Source organism: Citrobacter sp. wls829, from assembly GCF_005280825.1.
Taxonomy (GTDB): Bacteria; Pseudomonadota; Gammaproteobacteria; order Enterobacterales; family Enterobacteriaceae; genus Citrobacter; species Citrobacter gillenii.
This window is the reverse complement of record NZ_SZWP01000058.1, coordinates 82,750-100,643: the sequence shown is the minus strand read 5'-3', so window position 1 is coordinate 100,643 and position 17,894 is coordinate 82,750. Positions and strand designations below refer to the sequence as shown.

Sequence of the window (17,894 nt, the reverse complement as noted above, 5' to 3'; positions counted from 1 at the left end):
TACGACAGGACGCTATTATGCAACTTAACGATCCCACCTTATTTCGCCAGCAGGCGCTGATTGACGGCCACTGGCGCGACGCCAACGGCGGCGAAACTATCGCGGTGACCAATCCCGCCAACGGTCAGCAATTGGGTAGCGTACCGAAAATGGGCGCGGATGAAACCCGTGAAGCCATTGAGGCAGCTAACCGTGCACTGCCTGCCTGGCGTGCGCTAACCGCCAAAGAGCGGGCGACGATTCTGCGCCGCTGGTTCAACCTGATGATTGAGCACCAGGACGATCTCGCCCGCCTGATGACACTCGAACAAGGTAAGCCGCTGGCGGAAGCCAAAGGCGAAATCACCTATGCCGCCTCCTTTATTGAATGGTTTGCCGAGGAAGGTAAACGCATTTATGGCGACACCATTCCCGGCCATCAGGCCGATAAACGCCTGATCGTCATTAAGCAGCCCATTGGTGTCACCGCCGCAATTACGCCGTGGAACTTCCCGTCGGCAATGATCACCCGCAAAGCTGGTCCGGCGCTGGCCGCAGGCTGCACCATGGTGCTTAAACCCGCCAGCCAGACGCCGTTCTCCGCGCTGGCGCTGGCAGAACTGGCTAACCGCGCCGGGATCCCGGCAGGCGTCTTCAGCGTGGTCACCGGTTCGGCGGGCGCGGTCGGCAATGAGCTCACCAGCAACCCGCTGGTGCGCAAGCTGTCGTTTACCGGCTCCACTGAAATTGGTCGTCAGCTCATGCAGCAGTGTGCCAAAGACATCAAAAAAGTGTCGCTGGAGCTGGGCGGCAACGCGCCGTTTATCGTTTTTGACGATGCCGATCTCGACAAAGCGGTCGAAGGCGCGCTGGCTTCGAAGTTCCGCAATGCCGGGCAGACCTGCGTCTGCGCCAACCGTCTGTATGTCCAGGATGGCGTGTATGAGCGCTTTGCCGAAAAACTTCAACAAGCCGTAAGCAAGCTGCACCTTGGCGACGGCCTGCAACCTGACGTCACCACCGGACCGCTGATCGATGAAAAGGCAGTCGCCAAAGTAGTGGAACACATCGCCGACGCACTGGATAAAGGCGCCCGGATTATCAGCGGCGGTAAGGCTCACGCGCTGGGCGGTAATTTCTTCCAGCCAACCATCCTGGTCGACGTGCCCAACCATGCCAAAGTTGCCAAAGAAGAGACGTTCGGCCCGCTGGCACCGCTGTTCCGCTTTAAAGACGAAGCTGACGTCATCGCGCAGGCCAACGATACCGAGTTCGGCCTTGCCGCCTATTTCTACGCCCGTGATTTGAGCCGCGTCTTCCGCGTCGGTGAAGCGCTGGAGTACGGCATTGTCGGCATTAACACCGGCATTATCTCCAACGAAGTCGCTCCCTTTGGTGGCATCAAAGCCTCCGGTCTTGGCCGTGAAGGATCGAAATACGGCATCGAAGACTATTTAGAAATCAAATACATGTGTATCGGACTTTAATAAAACAATACTGGAGAACACCTGATGAGCACCAATAAAGAACTCATGCAACGTCGTAGCAACGCAGTTCCACGTGGCGTAGGACAGATCCACCCGATTTTTGCCGAACGCGCAGAAAACTGCCGGGTCTGGGACGTTGAAGGGCGTGAATTCCTTGATTTTGCTGGCGGCATCGCGGTGCTGAACACCGGCCACCTGCACCCACAGATTGTCTCTGCGGTAGAAGCGCAGTTGAAAAAGCTGTCGCATACCTGCTTCCAGGTGCTGGCCTACGAGCCGTACCTCGAACTGTGTGAAATCATGAACCAAAAGGTGCCGGGCGATTTCGCCAAGAAAACCCTGCTAGTGACCACCGGCTCCGAAGCGGTGGAGAACGCGGTAAAAATTGCCCGCGCCGCCACCAAACGCAGCGGTACCATTGCCTTTAGCGGCGCTTACCATGGCCGAACCCACTACACCCTGTCGCTGACCGGAAAGGTAAACCCTTACTCTGCCGGTATGGGGCTGATGCCGGGCCACGTTTATCGCGCCCTGTATCCTTGTGCGCTGCATGACATCAGCGAAGACGATGCCATCGCCAGTATCCACCGCATCTTCAAAAACGATGCCGCACCGGAAGACATTGCCGCCATCGTCATTGAACCTATCCAGGGCGAAGGCGGTTTCTATGCCGCCTCCCCTGCCTTTATGCAGCGCCTGCGCGCCATTTGTGACGAGCATGGGATCATGCTGATTGCCGATGAAGTCCAGAGCGGCGCGGGCCGTACCGGCACACTGTTCGCGATGGAACAAATGGGCGTCGCGCCGGATATCACCACGTTCGCCAAATCAATTGCCGGCGGCTTCCCGCTGGCGGGCGTAACCGGACGCGCCGAGGTGATGGACGCGATCCCACCGGGCGGTCTGGGCGGCACCTATGCCGGGAACCCGATTGCCTGTGCCGCCGCGCTGGCGGTGCTGAACATCTTCGAGCAGGAAAATCTGCTGCAAAAAGCCAATGACCTCGGCAACACCCTGCGCAACGGCCTGCTGGCGATTGCCGAAACCCACCGTGAGATTGGTGACGTACGTGGCCTGGGGGCGATGATTGCGATTGAACTGTTTGAAGACGGCGATCGCCATAAGCCTAATGCGAAATTGACCGCCGAAATTGTCGCCCGCGCCCGTGATAAAGGGCTGATCCTGCTCTCCTGCGGACCGTACTACAACGTGCTGCGCATCCTCGTTCCACTGACCATTGAAGACGGGCAAATCCGCCAGGGGCTGGACATCATCGCCGAGTGTTTTGCCGAGGCGAAGCAAGGCTAAACCCCGTATCTGAGCGGGGATTGTAGGCCGGATAAAGCGCATGCGCCGCCTCCGGCAATATTGTGATGCCCGGTGGCGCTCCGCTTACCGGGCCTACGGGTAAGGTGCAGGAAGCGACGTCAATAACAATAACGAGGTTAAAAGATGGGGCAAGTGTCACAATCACATGATTTAGGGGGCGGGCTGAAATCACGCCACGTCACCATGTTGTCTATTGCCGGGGTTATCGGCGCCAGCCTGTTTGTCGGTTCAAGCGTAGCGATTGCAGAAGCCGGTCCCGCGGTGCTACTGGCCTATCTGTTCGCCGGGTTACTGGTGGTGATGATTATGCGCATGCTGGCCGAAATGGCCGTCGCCACGCCGGATACCGGATCGTTTTCTACCTATGCCGATAAGGCCATCGGCCCGTGGGCTGGGTATACCATTGGCTGGCTGTACTGGTGGTTCTGGGTGCTGGTTATTCCACTGGAAGCCAACATTGCCGCCATCATTCTGCATTCCTGGATCCCGGGCGTGCCCATCTGGTTATTTTCCCTGGTTATCACGCTGGCGTTAACCGGCAGTAATTTGCTAAGCGTCAAAAATTACGGCGAGTTTGAGTTCTGGCTGGCACTGTGCAAAGTGATTGCCATCCTGGCATTTATTGCCCTCGGGGCGGCGGCGATTAGTGGGTTTTATCCCTACGCCGAGGTCAGCGGAGTATCAAGGCTATGGGATCAGGGCGGTTTTATGCCCAACGGTTTTGGCGCAGTGCTGAGCGCGATGCTGATCACCATGTTCTCTTTTATGGGCGCAGAAATTGTCACCATTGCTGCCGCCGAGTCCGACACGCCGGATAAACACATCGTGCGCGCCACGAACTCAGTCATCTGGCGTATCTCCATTTTCTATCTGTGTTCCATTTTTGTGGTCGTCGCGCTGATCCCCTGGAATATGCCGGGGCTGAAAGAGGTGGGCTCTTACCGCTCGGTGCTGGAGTTACTGCATATCCCGCACGCTAAGCTGATCATGGACTGTGTCATTTTGCTGTCAGTCACCAGCTGTCTGAACTCAGCGCTGTATACCTCCTCCCGTATGCTGTATTCCCTGAGCCGTCGCGGTGATGCCCCGGCCTTTATGGGTAAACTCAACCGCAGCAAAACGCCTTATGTCGCCGTGCTACTCTCCACCGGGGCGGCGTTTCTCACCGTGATCGTGAATTATTACGCACCGGCAAAAGTGTTTAAATTTCTCATCGACAGCTCTGGTGCCATCGCGCTGCTGGTCTATCTGGTCATTGCTGTTTCCCAACTGCGGATGCGCAAAATCCTGCTGGCGGAAGGTGCAGATATCAAGATGAAAATGTGGCTCTATCCGTGGCTGACGTGGCTGGTGATCGGTTTTATTGGCTTTGTACTGGTGGCGATGCTGTTTCGTCCGGCACAACAGCTGGAAGTCATCTCAACCGGGCTGCTCGCCATCGCGATCATTTGCACCGTGCCGATTATGGCGCGCTGGAAAAAACTGCTATCGTGGCAAAAAGCACCGTTGCACAGTACGCGCTAAACCTGTTCCCGGCGCAGGCCGGGACACCTTTTCAGGAGTAAGACCATGACCGCCATTTCCCAACCGACGGCCATTGATGGATACCGCTGGCTCAAGAACGACATTATCCGCGGGGTGTTTCAGCCAGATGAAAAATTGCGAATGAGTCTGCTGACGTCACGCTATGAACTCGGCGTAGGACCGTTGCGCGAGGCGCTTTCGCAGCTGGTGGCGGAGCGACTGGTCACGGTGGTCAATCAGAAAGGGTATCGTGTGGCGTCAATGTCTGAGCAGGAGCTACTGGATATTTTTGACGCCCGCGCCAATATGGAAGCCATGCTGGTCAGTCTGGCTATCGAACGCGGCGACGACGCCTGGGAAGCGGAAATTCTGGCGCGCGCACATATGCTCAGCAAACTGGAAGCCGTTGATGCCAGCGAAGAGATGCTGGATGAATGGGATCAGCGCCATCAGGCGTTTCATACGGCGATTGTTGCCGGCTGTGGGTCGCAGTATCTGCTGCAAATGCGTGAACGGCTGTTCTCTCTGGCGGCGCGCTACCGGTTTATCTGGCTGCGTAAAACGGTGCTGTCGGTGGAAATGCTGGAAGATAAACACGATCAGCATCAGACGCTGACCGACGCAATTCTGGCGCGCGATGCCGTACGCGCCAGTGAATTAATGCGCCAGCACCTGCTGACGCCGATTCCGATTATTCAGCAGGCGATGTCCGGCAAACTGCTGGCAGAAAAAGTTTAATCGCGGGTCTGTACCCAGAAAGCGTGGATCAGACCAGGGATATAGCCCAGCAGCGTCAGCACAATATTGAGGATAAACGCCCAGCCAAAACCTTTGCCCAGCAGCACGCCAAGCGGAGGTAAAATGATCGTTAAAACTATTCTCCAGAACCCCATACACACTCCCTACAAGCAAAAAATTAATCATTGTTTAGAAAGAGATTTTATCTCTAAGAATAATCAGTGTAGCTAACTCCACCCGTCTCGCCCTGCTGTTTTACCCTCCTTTACGCTCTTGACGCTGGCGTAAGCTGTCTCTTTATTTTAGACTATGCTTAATTTAGCAATTACTTAAATAAATATGACTGAACTCGAACAACTCCAGGCCAGCGCTGAACAGGCCGCCAGCTTGCTAAAAGCAATGAGCAACCCGAAGCGGTTGCTCATTTTGTGCATGCTTTGCGGGTCGCCGGGGACCAGCGCGGGTGAGCTTGCGCGGATCACCGGACTCAGCCCCTCTGCCACCTCCCAGCATCTGGCGCGGATGCGCGAAGAAGGATTAATAGACCGCCAACGTGATGCCCAGCGCATTCTCTACTTCATCAAAAATGCGGCGGTGAATTCCCTCATCGCCACATTAAAAACACTATATTGCCCGTAAGGAGCCAACATGACCATTGGGACGATTTCCCCGCGCGAGGCGCAGACGCTGTTAGCGCAAGGAGCCAAACTGATTGATATTCGTGATGCCGATGAGTATCTGCGCGAACATATTCCGCAGGCGCATCTGGCACCGTTGTCCGCGCTCGACCAGGGGTTATTGCCGGATAACTTACGCGCTGATCGCATTATTTTTCACTGCCAGTCGGGTAAGCGCACACAAAATGCGGCCACAAAACTGAGTGCAATTGCTGCACCAGCCCAGTGCTGGCTGCTTGAGGGGGGAATCGACGGCTGGAAGGCAGCAGGTTTGCCGGTCGTAGAAGATAAATCACAGCCGTTACCGCTGATGCGCCAGGTGCAGATTGCCGCAGGCAGTCTTATCTTACTCGGCGTGGTTCTCGGTTACGCCGTTGGCAGCGCCTTCTTTCTGCTCAGCGGCTTTGTCGGCGCGGGGCTTATCCTGGCAGGCGTTACCGGCTTCTGCGGCATGGCGCGGCTGCTGGATAAAATGCCCTGGAATCGGCGTACTCATTAAGCGGTAATCAGTGAAACAGCGCTGTACCCGCCGATGGCCCTGATCTATGGTGGGTTTTGCCATCAAGAACGGAGGACAGTATGTTTAAACCCGGCGATCTGGTTCAACCGCGTATGGGCGGACCAAAATTGAAAGTTGTTGAAGTAAATGACGAGCAGATTGTGGCCGTGCAGGCCAGTAATGAAAGCGGTGAAAAATTCACCCTGAAAGCAGCAGATGTCACCCGATATAGCGAAGACGGCGATTTTGGCGTTTGCTGAAAATAAGCGGTGAGACACTCTCACCGCCTTGCTAATTAGATCAAAAAATCATCGAGTGATTTACCAGCAGCCAGTGCCTGCGCAATAGGTTTTGGCGTGCGGCCTTGTCCAGTCCAGGTTTTCACTTCACCATTGAGATCGGTAAAACGATATTTTGCCGGGCGCGGCTGACGTTTTTTAACTGCTCGCGACGTCACCGTCGTCATGCTTAGCAACTCTTCTGGCTCAAACCCATCTGCTTTCATCAGCGCCAGCAGCGTATTAATTTTTTCCTGCTGTTCTGCACGCTGGCGCTGTAACTGTTCTTCCTCGTCACGTCGTTCTTTGGTGACCACCCTGAATTTTTCCAGCATATCTTCCAGTACATCGACCGGAAATTCACGAGCCATTGCACGCAGCGAGCGGATATTATTTAAGTTTTTTAACATTGAACTCATATTAATAAAACCTCTTTAACGCATAAAGCAAAAATGGTATTACAGCAAAAATTATATTCGATTGATTATTCTATTTCCAGCCCCTGTCGATCTCGAGCTATTAATCAAAACGTTACCTTAATATTTATCACCTCATCGCAGGGGCATCCTGCAATGCAATTTTGTAATGACCCGATAATAAAAATAAATATGTCGGCGTAATATTCAAAAACATCTAGAAAAGTTCGTAAAAAAACCAGAAAAACAAATCAATATAACATAATGATTTGAAAGACATTTAATCAACATGACAACGAAAATGCCAAAACGAACAAAAAACAGACCATTGCAGAGCATTTTATCGACAAAAAGACAATAAATAAAAATTTTAAGCTAGTTGATAGTTATTATGCAGGCAGATATCCTATTGAAGCGCGAAAGCAGCAAAACAAATCACTAGCAACAAGGTATGCGATACCTTTTTACCTCTTCTTACAAGGAGCATTAACATGTTCTCTCCGCAGTCACGCTTGCGTCATGCTGTAGCAGACACGTTCGCGATGGTTGTTTACTGTTCTGTCGTGAACATGTTGATTGAAGTATTCCTTTCCGGAATGACCTTTGAGCAGTCGCTCTCTTCCCGACTGGTGGCGATTCCTGTCAACATTCTGATCGCCTGGCCTTACGGTATGTACCGCGATCTGTTTATGCGTGCGGCGCGTAAAGCCACACCGGCGGGATGGGCAAAAAATCTGGCGGATGTGCTGGCATACGTGACCTTCCAGTCACCGGTGTATGTGGTCATTCTGCTCACGGTTGGCGCAGACTGGCACCAGATCACGGCGGCCGTCAGTTCCAACATCGTGGTTTCAATGTTGATGGGTGCGGTGTACGGCTACTTCCTTGATTATTGCCGCCGTCTGTTTAAAGTCAGCAGCTATCATCAGGCGAAAGGACTGGCCCCGCCAGTCGCGTCTTTAGTTTGTACTCACGTCACCAAACAACCCATTTAAATAACGTTCCAGCGCAATACGCGAGCTGAAGCCGTGTGGAATACCATAATGTTCATGGGTTTCTCCGGCTAAATAAAGCGGGAATTGCTGATAGTGATCGCAGGTTTTAATATCCGTTGACGGATCCGCTAACGAAGAACTTCGTTCTTTTAACGTGGGGTGGATCACTAATGCTGTGCGTCCCATACGCGCTTCACGATTAACATACACATAGTTTTCGCCACGTCGATAACCGTACGCTTTCTGCGTCACTACATCCACGGTAAAGCCTACTTTCTCAAGTACGCGCGCCACCTCATCGGGTCTTAAATACATATATTTTTCCTCGTTATCTTTTACCGCGGGCTTACCTTACCTGATTCAGCATTAGCAACGCTTTCAGAAAAGTCCATAAACGCATGAAGAGAGTGAGGCGGCTATCTTAAGCATGGCGCTGGATCAGGTTATTGCCAGCCGAAGTTGACGGGCGGCCTGCCGGGCCATTTCCACCGACGGGATATTGGTAAACGACAGTAATATACCGCCCTCTCCCGTTGAAGTTATTCGCCATTGGCTTAACGCCTGAACCGCCAGGCCAGCCTGATTCGCTTTGCGCACCAACGCCGTATCTTCGCCGCTCACCGATATCACCAGTTGAATTCCGCCTTGCTGAGGTACAACGGTAAAGCCGTATTCCGTCAGCGCACTTTCCATCCACTGACGCCGCTGGGCATAGTGTTGGCGCATTTTTTTCAGGTGCCGCCAGAAATGGCCATCACGAATAAAATCCGCCAGCGTTTGCTGCCATAACAGCGGCACGTGACAAGCCGTCAGCGCCGCCTGGCGGCGAAAGCGCGCGACCTCCGTCACCGGCACCACCAACCAGGCTGTACGTAAAGCCGGAAATAATGATTTGCTGAAGGTACCGGCATAAATCACCCGCTGCGGCGCATCCAGGCTTTTTAGCGGCGGCAGCGGTTTTCCGTGGTAGCGAAACTCGCTGTCGTAGTCATCTTCAATGATCCATGCCCGCGCATGGGCGGCCCACTCCAGCAATTGGTGTCGACGGTCAAGCGAGAGAGCAACGCCCAACGGGCTTTGATGGGCTGGCGTGAGGAGGGCAAAACGCGCCTGCGGGTAGTCGCGGATCCCGGCGCTCACATCCAGACCCTCGCCATCGACCGGGACGGGCAGCAGTTCAACCTGTTCCTGCGTTATAACGGGGCGGATCAGCGGAAAACCGGGATCTTCTACCCATATCCCTGCGCCGGGATTTGCCAGCGCCCGCAGGATTAAGGTCATGGAGGCCGCATAGCCCGAAGTAATAAAAATCTGCTCTGGCAGGCACTCAATACTGCGGGATATGCGCAGATAATCAACGATCGCCTGGCGTAGCAACAGTTCGCCGCTGACATCACCCAAGGCGAGATCGAAACGTGTCTGCGTGCGTAAACGCCGCCCCATCACCCGCGCCCAGACTTCGCGGGGAAAGAGATCGAGCGCCGGTAATCCCATCTGAAAAAGTTGCGGTGTAGGGTTTTCTCCGGCAAAGACCGTTGGTGCGACGGGCGAAGTGTCCAGTCGCAGTTGCTGACTGACAAACGTTCCGGCCTGCCCGCGTCGTTCCAGCCAGCCTTGCGCCACCAGATCTGCGTAGGCGTTTTCCACCGTCGAGCGTGAAACGCCCAGTTCCTGGGACCAGGTGCGGCTGGACGGCAAGCGTGTGCCAGGCTTAAGTTCCCCTTTCTCAATAGCGGTTTTTAACTGACGGGCGATTTGCTGATAGCGTGGCATTTATGGTCTGCTTTTTTGATAACAATATGGCTCTCTTTAGCAGACCATTATAGTGCTACATTGCGGGTCATCCAAACGAGGAGAAATACCATGACGATGTTACGCCAGCCCTATTATGAACTTAGCCCTGAAATCTATAACGCTCTGGTTCAGGCCAGCAAAGCGCTGGAAAACTGCGCGTTGGAGCCTACACTGACGGAGTTGATTTACCTGCGGGTCTCGCAAATCAACGGCTGCGCGTTTTGTCTGGAAATGCACAGTAAAGCCCTGCGTAAGTCTGGCGTAGAGCAGACCAAACTGGATGCGCTGGCAGGATGGCGCGTCAGCCACCATTTCAGTGATCAGGAACGCGCAGCGCTGGCATGGGCCGAATCCGTTACCCACATCGCCTCGACGCACGCCGAAGACGACGTTTATATGCCGCTGCTGAACCATTTTAGCGCCAAAGAAATAAGCGATCTGACGTTCGCCATTAGCCTGATGAACTGCTTTAACCGTCTGGCAGTTGGCATGCGCATGTAATTCTGTGGTGCCGGATGGCGGCGGAAACACCTTATCCGGCAACCCGTAATGCTACATACCCCGCCCTCCGCCACACTCATCTCCCGGCCCCTCACCACTCTAAAATCCCATATCTTGTATGGTTGAATATTTTATAAACTACATCTAGTATTGATTACATCACGACACACACAACCCGACGCCATTATAGCGCCGCTTTTACACCCATAAATGGAAATACGAATCATGCGTATTATTATTTACACTCGCAATAACTGTATTCAGTGCCACGCCACGAAACGGGCGATGGAAGGTCGTGGGCTTGACGTCGAGATGATCAATGTCGATCTGGCCCCCGAGCTGGCAGAAACCCTGCGCGAGCAGGGGTTTCGCCAATTACCGGTGGTGGTAGCAGGGGAAACCCGCTGGTCAGGATTTCGCCCGGACATGATCAATCGTCTGCGTCCGCAGCCCCACGTGGCCAACACATGAGCACCCTCGTCTACTTCTCCAGCAGCTCTGAAAATACCCATCGCTTTATGCAGCGTCTGGGGCTGCCCGCCGTGCGAATTCCGCTTAACGAACGCGAGCGGATCCAGGTAGACGAACCTTACATTTTAGTCGTGCCGTCTTACGGCGGCGGTGGTACGGCAGGCGCGGTCCCGCGACAGGTGATCCGCTTTTTAAACGATCCCCACAATCGGGCGTTAATTCGCGGCGTCATCGCCGCCGGCAATCGCAATTTCGGCGACGCCTACGGCCGCGCGGGTGACGTAATTTCACAAAAATGCGCCGTGCCGTGGCTCTATCGCTTTGAGCTGATGGGGACGCCAGGTGACATCGACAACGTGCGAAAAGGAGTGAGCGAATTTTGGCAACAACAACCGCAGAACGCGTAGTTCAGCCCACGCTGGATTATCACGCACTTAACGCCATGCTGAATCTGTACGATAACGCCGGGCGTATTCAGTTTGAGAAAGACCATCAGGCGGTGGACGCGTTTATGACAAATCACGTGCAGCCCAACTCGGTGGTGTTTGCCAGCCAGGACGCGCGTCTGGATACGCTGGTAAGCGAAGGTTATTACGACGAAAGCGTTTTAACCCGTTACGATCGCGCTTTCGTGGTGAAGCTGTTTGCCCACGCTCACGCCAGCGGGTTTCGCTTCCAGACCTTTCTCGGCGCATGGAAGTATTACACCAGCTATACGCTGAAAACCTTTGACGGTAAACGCTACCTCGAGGATTTTGCCGATCGCGTGACGATGGTGGCGCTGACGCTGGCACAGGGTGATGAGACGCTTGCCCTGCGACTCACCGACGATATGCTCGCCGGGCGTTTTCAGCCCGCCACGCCAACCTTCCTTAATTGCGGCAAAGCCCAGCGCGGCGAGCTGGTCTCCTGCTTCCTGTTACGTATTGAAGACAATATGGAGTCCATTGGTCGGGCGGTAAATTCGGCGCTGCAGCTTTCCAAACGCGGTGGCGGCGTGGCGTTTCTGCTCTCCAGCCTGCGCGAAGCCGGAGCACCGATTAAGCGTATTGAAAACCAGTCTTCCGGGGTGATCCCGGTGATGAAAATGCTGGAAGATGCGTTTTCGTATGCCAACCAACTGGGCGCGCGACAGGGCGCGGGTGCGGTGTATTTGCACGCGCACCACCCGGATATTCTGCGCTTTCTCGATACCAAGCGCGAAAACGCCGATGAAAAAATTCGCATTAAAACGCTGTCACTTGGCGTGGTGATCCCGGATGTTACCTTCCGTCTGGCAAAAGAGAATGCGCAGATGGCGCTGTTCTCCCCCTATGACGTGGAGCGTATTTACGGGAAACCGTTTAGCGACATCGCCGTCAGCGAACGCTATGACGAGTTACTCGCCGACGCACGCGTGCGCAAGCGGTACATTAACGCCCGTGACTTCTTCCAGCGGTTGGCGGAAATCCAGTTTGAGTCCGGCTACCCCTACATCCTGTTTGAAGACACGGTGAACCGCGCCAACCCCATTGCCGGTCGCATCAACATGAGCAACCTGTGCGCGGAAATTTTGCAGGTCAACAGCGCCTCAACCTACGATGAAAACCTCGACTACGCGCAGATTGGACGCGATATCTCCTGCAATCTCGGCTCGCTGAACATTGCCCACACCATGGATTCGCCGGACTTTGGCCGCATCGTTGAAACAGCGGTTCGCGGCTTAACCGCCGTCTCCGACATGAGCCACATCCGCAGCGTTCCGTCGATTGAAGCCGGGAACAGCGCTTCGCACGCGATTGGGCTGGGGCAGATGAACCTGCATGGCTATCTGGCACGCGAAGGTATTGCCTATGGTTCACCGGAGGGGCTGGATTTCACCAATCTCTATTTCTACACCGTCACCTGGCATGCCCTGCATACCTCCATGTTGCTGGCCAAAGAGCGTGGCCAGACCTTTGCCGGATTCAACCAGTCGCGCTACGCCAGCGGCGAGTATTTTGATCGCTATTTAAGCGGCGACTGGCAGCCAAAAACCGAGAAAGTCCGCGCACTGTTTGCCACTCGCGGCGTGACGCTGCCGACGCGTGAAATGTGGTCACAGCTGCGTGAGGATGTGATGCGCTACGGTATTTATAACCAGAATTTACAGGCGGTGCCGCCAACCGGCTCCATCTCCTACATCAACCATGCCACCTCAAGTATTCATCCGATTGTGTCTAAGGTGGAGATTCGCAAAGAGGGTAAAACGGGGCGTGTGTATTACCCTGTCCCGTTTATGACCAACGAAAATCTGGCGCTGTATCAGGATGCCTACGAGATTGGCCCGCAAAAAATCATCGATACCTACGCCGAGGCAACCAAACACGTCGATCAGGGGCTGTCGCTGACGCTGTTTTTCCCGGACACCGCCACCACCCGCGATATCAACAAAGCGCAAATCTACGCGTGGAAAAAAGGCATCAAAACGCTGTACTACATCCGACTGCGCCAGCTGGCGCTGGAAGGTACTGAAATTGAAGGCTGCGTGTCATGCGCGCTGTAAGGAGAGCAGGATGAAGCTAAACCGCGTGAGCGCCATCAACTGGAACAAAATTGAGGATGATAAAGATCTGGAGGTGTGGAACAGGCTGACCAGTAATTTCTGGTTGCCAGAAAAAGTCCCGCTGTCGAATGATATTCCCGCCTGGCAAACGCTAAGCGTCGCCGAGCAGCAGCTCACCATTCGCGTCTTTACCGGGCTGACGCTGCTCGACACCATTCAGAATATTGCCGGCGCGCCCGCGCTGATGGCGGATGCATTAACCCCACATGAAGAAGCGGTGTTGTCAAATATCAGCTTTATGGAAGCGGTGCACGCTCGTTCCTACAGCTCTATTTTCTCCACCCTTTGCCAGACCAAAGATGTGGATGCAGCCTACGCCTGGAGTGAAGAAAATGCCGCGCTGCAACGCAAAGCGCAGATTATTTTGCAGCATTACGCCAGCGATAATCCACTGAAGAAGAAAATTGCCAGCGTATTTCTGGAATCGTTCCTGTTCTATTCCGGCTTCTGGCTGCCGATGTATTTCTCCAGCCGCGGTAAGCTGACCAATACCGCCGATCTCATCCGTCTGATTATTCGTGATGAAGCAGTTCACGGTTATTACATTGGTTATAAATATCAAAAGGGGCTGGAGCATATTTCACTGTCAGCTCGTGAGGAACTGAAGAATTTTGCCCTCGATCTGCTGATGGATTTGTACGATAACGAAGTTCACTACACGGAAGTGTTGTATGCCGAAACCGCCTGGGCCGACGAGGTGAAAGCGTTCCTGTGTTACAACGCCAATAAAGCCTTGATGAACCTGGGTTATGAGGCCCTGTTCCCGGCGGAAATGGCGGATGTCAATCCGGCAATCCTCGCCGCGCTGTCGCCCAACGCCGATGAAAACCATGATTTTTTCTCCGGTTCAGGCTCGTCATACGTGATGGGGAAAGCCGTCGAAACTGAAGACGACGACTGGAATTTCTAGATCTCATTTTCGCGGAAAATACCCTACACTTTTCGCGTTAATATTTTAACGGGATCACATTTTTATCACACAAATATCATTGTGTGATCTACACTCAATATTAGCCGCATTATTCGCCTGAATTTCAACAATTCAGGCGACTTTTTACTGCCATTTACAAAAAATATCAAAGAAGTCTCATCCACGCTCAGCCCTTATATCACGGGAAATCTCGCCATCTGGCCTTTGGCAATATTCATGCCACAACCAAATTCAGGGTTGTCTCAGATTCTCAGTATGTTAGGGTAGAAAAAGATTACTATTTTCACCAGGTACTATATCGATATAAACAAATAACAGGAATAATTCTATTGCATGGCAATTAAATTAGAAGTTAAAAATCTCTATAAGATATTTGGCGAGCATCCCCAGAGAGCGTTCAAATATATTGAAAAAGGATTTTCAAAAGAGCAGATTCTGGAAAAAACAGGGCTATCGCTTGGCGTTAAAGACGCCAGTCTGGCCATTGAAGAAGGCGAGATATTTGTCATCATGGGATTATCCGGTTCGGGTAAATCCACAATGGTACGCCTTCTCAATCGCCTGATTGAACCCACCCGCGGGCAGGTACTGATTGACGGCGTGGATATCGCCAGGATATCCGATGCCGAGCTTCGCGAGGTGCGCAGAAAAAAGATTGCGATGGTATTCCAGTCCTTTGCCCTGATGCCGCACATGACGGTACTCGACAATACGGCCTTCGGTATGGAGTTAGCCGGTATTGCTGCGGATGAACGTCGTGAAAAAGCGCTGGATGCGCTCCGCCAGGTCGGGCTTGAGAATTACGCTCACGGATACCCGGATGAACTCTCCGGTGGTATGCGCCAGCGTGTCGGTCTCGCCCGCGCATTAGCCATTAACCCTGACATCTTATTAATGGATGAAGCCTTCTCTGCGCTCGATCCTTTAATTCGTACCGAGATGCAGGATGAGTTGGTAAAACTGCAGGCAAAGCATCAGCGAACCGTGGTCTTTATTTCCCACGATCTCGACGAAGCCATGCGCATTGGTGATCGCATCGCCATCATGCAAAATGGTGAAGTGGTGCAGGTCGGTACCCCGGATGAAATCCTGAATAATCCGGCCAATGATTATGTGCGCACCTTCTTCCGTGGCGTTGATATTAGCCAGGTATTCAGCGCGAAAGATATTTCCCGTCGTAGCCCTGAAGGCTTAATTCGTAAAACACCAGGGATTGGCCCACGTTCGGCACTGCAATTATTGCAGGATAAAGATCGTGAATTTGGTTACGTGATTGAACGCGGAAACAAGTTTGTTGGCGTGGTCTCCATCGACTCATTAAAAACCGCCTTACGTCAGGCGCAGGGTATTGAAGCCGCACTGATCGACGAACCGTTAGCCGTAGAGGCGAAAACGCCGCTGAGCGAGCTGCTTTCTCATGTCGGGCAAGCACCGTGCGCGGTACCGGTTGTCGATGAGGAACATCAGTATGTGGGCATTATTTCCAAACGCATGCTGCTACAGGCTTTAGATCGCGAGGGGGCAAACAATGACTGATCAAACAAATCCGTGGGACACGACACCAGCAGCCGATAGCGCTGCACAATCCGCTGATGCCTGGGGTACCGCGTCAAGCGCGCCTACCGACGGCGGCAGCGCAGACTGGCTGACCAGCGCGCCCGCGCCAGCACCTGAGCATTTCAATATTATGGATCCGTTCCATAAAACGCTGATCCCGCTCGATAGCTGGGTCACCGAAGGGATCGACTGGGTGGTGACCCACTTTCGTCCCGTCTTCCAGGGCATTCGTGTCCCGGTAGATTACATTCTCAACGGCTTCCAGCAACTGCTGCTGGGGATGCCTGCGCCGGTGGCGATTATTCTTTTCGCTTTAATCGCCTGGCAGATTTCTGGCATCGGGATGGGCGTTGCCACGCTGATTTCACTGGTCGCGATTGGCGCGATTGGCGCCTGGTCACAGGCGATGATCACCCTGGCGCTGGTGCTGACCGCGCTGCTGTTCTGTGTGCTAATCGGTTTACCGATGGGGATCTGGCTGGCGCGCAGTCCGCGTGCGGCAAAGATCGTTCGTCCCCTGCTCGATGCCATGCAAACCACGCCTGCGTTCGTCTATCTGGTGCCGATTGTGATGTTATTCGGCATTGGTAACGTGCCGGGCGTCGTAGTGACGATTATCTTCGCCCTGCCACCGATTGTGCGTCTGACCATTCTGGGTATTAACCAGGTGCCAGCCGACCTGATTGAAGCTTCACGCTCCTTTGGTGCCAGCCCGCGTCAGATGCTGTTTAAAGTCCAGCTGCCGCTGGCGATGCCCACCATTATGGCGGGGGTTAACCAGACGCTGATGCTGGCGCTTTCCATGGTCGTCATCGCCTCGATGATCGCCGTCGGTGGATTGGGTCAGATGGTACTGCGCGGTATCGGGCGTCTCGATATGGGGCTGGCTACCGTTGGCGGGGTTGGGATTGTGATCCTCGCCATCATTCTGGACCGCCTGACGCAGGCCGTCGGTCGCGACTCGCGCAGCCGGGGTAACCGTCGCTGGTACACCACCGGCCCTGTTGGGCTTATCACCCGCCCTTTCACTAAGTAATTCACCTGTTGCCCGGTGGTATTGCGCTTACCGGGCCTGCACGTCCCTCCAATAATTAAAGGAATAACGATGCGACATACCGTACTTTTTGCCACAGCGTTTGCCACCCTTGTCTCCACCAGCGCTTTCGCTGCCGACCTGCCGGGCAAAGGCATTACCGTGCAACCTATCCAGAGCACGATCTCTGAAGAATCGTTCCAGACACAGCTGGTCGCTCGTGCGCTGGAAAAACTGGGTTATACCGTCAACAAAGCCAGCGAAGTTGATTACAACGTCGGCTACACCTCTATTGCTTCTGGCGATGCCACCTTTACCGCCGTGAACTGGCAGCCACTGCATGACGACATGTACGCCGCCGCGGGCGGAGACAAAAAGTTCTATCGCGAAGGGGTATTCGTGACGGGGGCTGCACAGGGGTATCTGATCGACAAAAAAACCGCTGAGCAGTACAAAATCACCAATATCGCCCAGTTGAAAGATCCAAAGATTGCCAAAATCTTTGATACCAACGGCGACGGTAAAGCTGACATGATGGGCTGTTCACCAGGCTGGGGCTGCGAAGCGGTCATCAACCACCAGAATAAAGCCTTCGATCTGCAAAAAACGGTCGACGTCAGCCACGGCAACTACGCGGCGATGATGGCTGACACCATCACGCGCTTTAAAGAAGGCAAACCGATTCTCTACTACACCTGGACACCATACTGGGTGAGCGACGTGATGAAGCCGGGCAAAGACGTGGTCTGGCTGCAGGTGCCGTTCTCTTCCCTGCCGGGTGAGCAGAAAGACATTGACACCAAGCTGCCAAACGGCGCGAACTACGGCTTCCCGGTCAACACCATGCATATCGTTGCCAACAAGGCATGGGCAGAGAAAAACCCGGCCGCGGCGAAGCTGTTTGCCATCATCAAGCTGCCACTGGCGGACATCAACGCACAGAACGCGATGATGCATGAGGGCAAAGCTTCCGAAGCCGATGTGCAGGGTCACGTTGATGGTTGGATCAAAGCCCACCAGCAGCAGTTCGACGGCTGGGTAAAAGACGCGTTAGCAGCGCAGAAGTAAACGCATCTCAAATGCCGGATGGCGGCGCAATGC

Annotated in this window: 20 protein-coding genes; 16 read left to right on the top strand and 4 right to left on the bottom strand. The window is 53.9% G+C overall.

Annotation, left to right across the window (positions count from 1 at the left end; all coding sequences use genetic code 11):
* The first annotated feature begins 17 nt into the window (after positions 1 to 17).
* From gabD to csiR, 4 genes are all read left to right on the top strand, one after another.
* Positions 18 to 1,466, top strand: coding sequence for an NADP-dependent succinate-semialdehyde dehydrogenase (gene gabD, locus FDW88_RS12200; RefSeq protein WP_137362622.1), 1,449 nt, complete (start codon positions 18 to 20; stop codon positions 1,464 to 1,466).
* A 24-nt stretch (positions 1,467 to 1,490) separates the two neighbouring features.
* Positions 1,491 to 2,774: a 4-aminobutyrate--2-oxoglutarate transaminase gene (gene gabT / locus FDW88_RS12195; protein ID WP_117343199.1), complete on the top strand. Its 1,284-nt coding sequence runs from the start codon at positions 1,491 to 1,493 to the stop codon at positions 2,772 to 2,774.
* A gap of 144 nt (positions 2,775 to 2,918) precedes the next feature.
* On the top strand, positions 2,919 to 4,319 hold the full coding sequence (gene gabP / locus FDW88_RS12190; protein ID WP_096756017.1) for a GABA permease: 1,401 nt from the start codon (positions 2,919 to 2,921) through the stop codon (positions 4,317 to 4,319).
* A gap of 45 nt (positions 4,320 to 4,364) precedes the next feature.
* On the top strand, positions 4,365 to 5,057 hold the full coding sequence (gene csiR, locus FDW88_RS12185) for a DNA-binding transcriptional regulator CsiR (protein WP_096756016.1): 693 nt from the start codon (positions 4,365 to 4,367) through the stop codon (positions 5,055 to 5,057).
* On the opposite strand, the gene FDW88_RS12180 is transcribed toward csiR, so the two are convergent.
* Positions 5,054 to 5,212 carry a YqaE/Pmp3 family membrane protein gene (locus FDW88_RS12180; protein ID WP_015585265.1) on the bottom strand — a complete coding sequence of 53 codons (159 nt, stop codon included), beginning with the start codon at positions 5,210 to 5,212 and terminating at the stop codon, positions 5,054 to 5,056. The genes csiR and FDW88_RS12180 overlap by 4 nt on opposite strands.
* Positions 5,213 to 5,396: 184 nt before the next feature.
* Here FDW88_RS12180 and FDW88_RS12175 point away from each other — a divergent pair, with 184 nt between their 5' ends.
* The 3 genes from FDW88_RS12175 (at position 5,397) to FDW88_RS12165 (ending at position 6,493) form a co-directional block, all read left to right on the top strand.
* Positions 5,397 to 5,696 (top strand): helix-turn-helix transcriptional regulator, encoded by a 300-nt coding sequence (locus FDW88_RS12175; protein WP_096756015.1) that lies wholly within the window; start codon positions 5,397 to 5,399, stop codon positions 5,694 to 5,696.
* A 9-nt stretch (positions 5,697 to 5,705) separates the two neighbouring features.
* Positions 5,706 to 6,233 (top strand): rhodanese family protein, encoded by a 528-nt coding sequence (locus FDW88_RS12170; RefSeq protein ID WP_135911540.1) that lies wholly within the window; start codon positions 5,706 to 5,708, stop codon positions 6,231 to 6,233.
* A gap of 80 nt (positions 6,234 to 6,313) precedes the next feature.
* Positions 6,314 to 6,493: a hypothetical protein gene (locus FDW88_RS12165; protein ID WP_115257657.1), complete on the top strand. Its 180-nt coding sequence runs from the start codon at positions 6,314 to 6,316 to the stop codon at positions 6,491 to 6,493.
* A gap of 35 nt (positions 6,494 to 6,528) precedes the next feature.
* Here FDW88_RS12165 and stpA read toward each other — a convergent pair whose 3' ends face one another.
* On the bottom strand, positions 6,529 to 6,930 hold the full coding sequence (gene stpA / locus FDW88_RS12160; protein ID WP_137362621.1) for a DNA-binding protein StpA: 402 nt from the start codon (positions 6,928 to 6,930) through the stop codon (positions 6,529 to 6,531).
* 488 nt (positions 6,931 to 7,418) lie between these two features.
* On the opposite strand from stpA, the gene alaE reads away from it, so the two are divergent.
* Entirely contained in the window at positions 7,419 to 7,922 is a 504-nt protein-coding gene (gene alaE / locus FDW88_RS12155) for an L-alanine exporter AlaE (protein ID WP_137362620.1), read from the top strand.
* Here the strand turns inward: alaE and FDW88_RS12150 are convergent.
* Both FDW88_RS12150 and FDW88_RS12145 read right to left on the bottom strand, forming a co-directional pair.
* Positions 7,887 to 8,237 (bottom strand): DUF2002 family protein, encoded by a 351-nt coding sequence (locus FDW88_RS12150; protein WP_096756010.1) that lies wholly within the window; start codon positions 8,235 to 8,237, stop codon positions 7,887 to 7,889. The two genes, alaE and FDW88_RS12150, sit on opposite strands and share 36 nt — an antisense overlap.
* A 123-nt stretch (positions 8,238 to 8,360) precedes the next feature.
* The gene (locus FDW88_RS12145; protein WP_137362619.1) at positions 8,361 to 9,695 is read right to left on the bottom strand and encodes a PLP-dependent aminotransferase family protein; all 1,335 of its coding nucleotides are present in this window, start codon (positions 9,693 to 9,695) and stop codon (positions 8,361 to 8,363) included.
* 90 nt (positions 9,696 to 9,785) lie between these two features.
* On the opposite strand from FDW88_RS12145, the gene FDW88_RS12140 reads away from it, so the two are divergent.
* The 8 genes from FDW88_RS12140 (at position 9,786) to proX (ending at position 17,861) form a co-directional block, all read left to right on the top strand.
* A complete protein-coding gene (locus FDW88_RS12140) occupies positions 9,786 to 10,217 on the top strand; it encodes a carboxymuconolactone decarboxylase family protein (protein WP_137362618.1) in 432 nt (143 codons plus the stop codon).
* Between the two features lie 225 nt (positions 10,218 to 10,442).
* Positions 10,443 to 10,688 carry a glutaredoxin-like protein NrdH gene (nrdH, locus tag FDW88_RS12135; RefSeq protein ID WP_115257654.1) on the top strand — a complete coding sequence of 82 codons (246 nt, stop codon included), beginning with the start codon at positions 10,443 to 10,445 and terminating at the stop codon, positions 10,686 to 10,688.
* Positions 10,685 to 11,095, top strand: coding sequence for a class Ib ribonucleoside-diphosphate reductase assembly flavoprotein NrdI (gene nrdI / locus FDW88_RS12130; RefSeq protein WP_115257653.1), 411 nt, complete (start codon positions 10,685 to 10,687; stop codon positions 11,093 to 11,095). Before nrdH ends, nrdI begins: the two co-directional genes overlap by 4 nt.
* Positions 11,068 to 13,212: a class 1b ribonucleoside-diphosphate reductase subunit alpha gene (gene nrdE, locus FDW88_RS12125; protein WP_137362617.1), complete on the top strand. Its 2,145-nt coding sequence runs from the start codon at positions 11,068 to 11,070 to the stop codon at positions 13,210 to 13,212. The genes nrdI and nrdE overlap by 28 nt, the downstream gene beginning before the upstream one ends.
* Positions 13,213 to 13,222: 10 nt before the next feature.
* Positions 13,223 to 14,182 carry a class 1b ribonucleoside-diphosphate reductase subunit beta gene (gene nrdF / locus FDW88_RS12120; protein WP_117343194.1) on the top strand — a complete coding sequence of 320 codons (960 nt, stop codon included), beginning with the start codon at positions 13,223 to 13,225 and terminating at the stop codon, positions 14,180 to 14,182.
* Positions 14,183 to 14,536: 354 nt separating this feature from the next.
* The gene (gene proV, locus FDW88_RS12115) at positions 14,537 to 15,739 is read left to right on the top strand and encodes a glycine betaine/L-proline ABC transporter ATP-binding protein ProV (protein ID WP_096756003.1); all 1,203 of its coding nucleotides are present in this window, start codon (positions 14,537 to 14,539) and stop codon (positions 15,737 to 15,739) included.
* Positions 15,732 to 16,796 (top strand): glycine betaine/L-proline ABC transporter permease ProW, encoded by a 1,065-nt coding sequence (proW, locus tag FDW88_RS12110; protein ID WP_135911534.1) that lies wholly within the window; start codon positions 15,732 to 15,734, stop codon positions 16,794 to 16,796. The genes proV and proW overlap by 8 nt, the downstream gene beginning before the upstream one ends.
* A 69-nt stretch (positions 16,797 to 16,865) precedes the next feature.
* A complete protein-coding gene (gene proX / locus FDW88_RS12105) occupies positions 16,866 to 17,861 on the top strand; it encodes a glycine betaine/L-proline ABC transporter substrate-binding protein ProX (RefSeq protein WP_137362616.1) in 996 nt (331 codons plus the stop codon).
* The last annotated feature ends 33 nt before the right edge of the window (positions 17,862 to 17,894 follow it).